1 rRNA gene is annotated in these 2,595 nt (G+C 53.1%); it reads left to right on the top strand.

Features of this window, described 5'->3' with window-relative positions:
- Positions 1 to 2,589 (top strand): 23S ribosomal RNA (locus MKX49_RS28315); the annotation flags it as partial.
- Positions 2,590 to 2,595: the final 6 nt, after the last annotated feature.

Below are 2,595 nucleotides of genomic sequence, written 5' to 3'. Positions count from 1 at the left end.
GACCTGGAAAGGTCCGTCGAAGAAGGTAAAAACCCTGTAGTTGAAACTTCGTTCCCTCCTGAGTGGATCCTGAGTACGGCGGGACACGAGAAATCCCGTCGGAAGCAGGGAGGACCATCTCCCAAGGCTAAATACTCCCTAGTGACCGATAGTGAACCAGTACCGTGAGGGAAAGGTGAAAAGCACCCCGGAAGGGGAGTGAAATAGATCCTGAAACCGTGTGCCTACAAGTAGTCAAAGCCCGTTAATGGGTAATGGCGTGCCTTTTGTAGAATGAACCGGCGAGTTACGATTTCATGCGAGGTTAAGTTGATGAGACGGAGCCGCAGCGAAAGCGAGTCTGAATAGGGCGAATGAGTATGAGGTCGTAGACCCGAAACCAGGTGATCTACCCATGTCCAGGGTGAAGTTCAGGTAACACTGAATGGAGGCCCGAACCCACGCACGTTGAAAAGTGCGGGGATGAGGTGTGGGTAGCGGAGAAATTCCAATCGAACCTGGAGATAGCTGGTTCTCTCCGAAATAGCTTTAGGGCTAGCCTCAAGATGAGAGTATTGGAGGTAGAGCACTGATTGGACTAGGGGCCCCCAACGGGTTACCGAATTCAGTCAAACTCCGAATGCCAAATACTTATTCTTGGGAGTCAGACTGCGAGTGATAAGATCCGTAGTCGAAAGGGAAACAGCCCAGACCACCAGCTAAGGTCCCAAAGTATACGTTAAGTGGAAAAGGATGTGGAGTTGCTTAGACAACCAGGATGTTGGCTTAGAAGCAGCCACCATTTAAAGAGTGCGTAATAGCTCACTGGTCGAGTGACTCCGCGCCGAAAATGTACCGGGGCTAAACGTATCACCGAAGCTGTGGATTGACACCGTATGGTGTCGATGGTAGGAGAGCGTTCTAAGGGCGTTGAAGTCAGACCGGAAGGACTGGTGGAGCGCTTAGAAGTGAGAATGCCGGTATGAGTAGCGAAAGAAGGGTGAGAATCCCTTCCACCGAATGCCTAAGGTTTCCTGAGGAAGGCTCGTCCGCTCAGGGTTAGTCGGGACCTAAGCCGAGGCCGAAAGGCGTAGGCGATGGACAACAGGTTGATATTCCTGTACCACCTATACATCGTTTGAACGATGGGGGGACGCAGAAGGATAGGGTAAGCGCGCTGTTGGATATGCGCGTCCAAGCAGTTAGGCCGGAAACGAGGCAAATCCCGTTTCCATTAAGGCGGAGCTGTGATGGCGAGGGAAATATAGTACCGAAGTTCCTGATTCCACGCTGCCAAGAAAAGCCTCTAGTGAGATGTAAGGTGCCCGTACCGCAAACCGACACAGGTAGGCGAGGAGAGAATCCTAAGGTGTGCGAGAGAACTCTCGTTAAGGAACTCGGCAAAATGACCCCGTAACTTCGGGAGAAGGGGTGCTTTTTAGGGTGAATAGCCCAGAAAAGCCGCAGTGAATAGGCCCAGGCGACTGTTTAGCAAAAACACAGGTCTCTGCGAAGCCGCAAGGCGAAGTATAGGGGCTGACACCTGCCCGGTGCTGGAAGGTTAAGGGGAGAGGTTAGCGCAAGCGAAGCTTTGAACCGAAGCCCCAGTAAACGGCGGCCGTAACTATAACGGTCCTAAGGTAGCGAAATTCCTTGTCGGGTAAGTTCCGACCCGCACGAAAGGTGTAACGATCTGGGCACTGTCTCAACGAGAGACTCGGTGAAATTATAGTACCTGTGAAGATGCAGGTTACCCGCGACAGGACGGAAAGACCCCGTGGAGCTTTACTGCAGCCTGATATTGAATTTTGGTACAGCTTGTACAGGATAGGTAGGAGCCTGAGAAGCCGGAGCGCCAGCTTCGGTGGAGGCGTTGGTGGGATACTACCCTGGCTGTATTGAAATTCTAACCCGCGCCCCTTATCGGGGTGGGAGACAGTGTCAGGTGGGCAGTTTGACTGGGGCGGTCGCCTCCTAAAGAGTAACGGAGGCGCCCAAAGGTTCCCTCAGAATGGTTGGAAATCATTCGTAGAGTGTAAAGGCACAAGGGAGCTTGACTGCGAGACCTACAAGTCGAGCAGGGACGAAAGTCGGGCTTAGTGATCCGGTGGTTCCGCATGGAAGGGCCATCGCTCAACGGATAAAAGCTACCCCGGGGATAACAGGCTTATCTCCCCCAAGAGTCCACATCGACGGGGAGGTTTGGCACCTCGATGTCGGCTCATCGCATCCTGGGGCTGTAGTCGGTCCCAAGGGTTGGGCTGTTCGCCCATTAAAGCGGTACGCGAGCTGGGTTCAGAACGTCGTGAGACAGTTCGGTCCCTATCCGTCGCGGGCGCAGGAAATTTGAGAGGAGCTGTCCTTAGTACGAGAGGACCGGGATGGACGCACCGCTGGTGTACCAGTTGTCTTGCCAAAGGCATAGCTGGGTAGCTACGTGCGGACGGGATAAGTGCTGAAAGCATCTAAGCATGAAGCCCCCCTCAAGATGAGATTTCCCATGGCGCAAGCTAGTAAGATCCCTGAAAGATGATCAGGTTGATAGGTCAGAGGTGGAAGCATGGTGACATGTGGAGCTGACTGATACTAATAGATCGAGGACTTAACCAACGCTTT

Origin of the sequence: Peribacillus sp. FSL M8-0224, assembly GCF_038003055.1 — a bacterium.
GTDB lineage: Bacteria > Bacillota > Bacilli > Bacillales > DSM-1321 > Peribacillus > Peribacillus frigoritolerans.
Note: the sequence above shows the minus strand (reverse complement) of the source record. Positions and strands in the feature narration are given on the sequence as shown.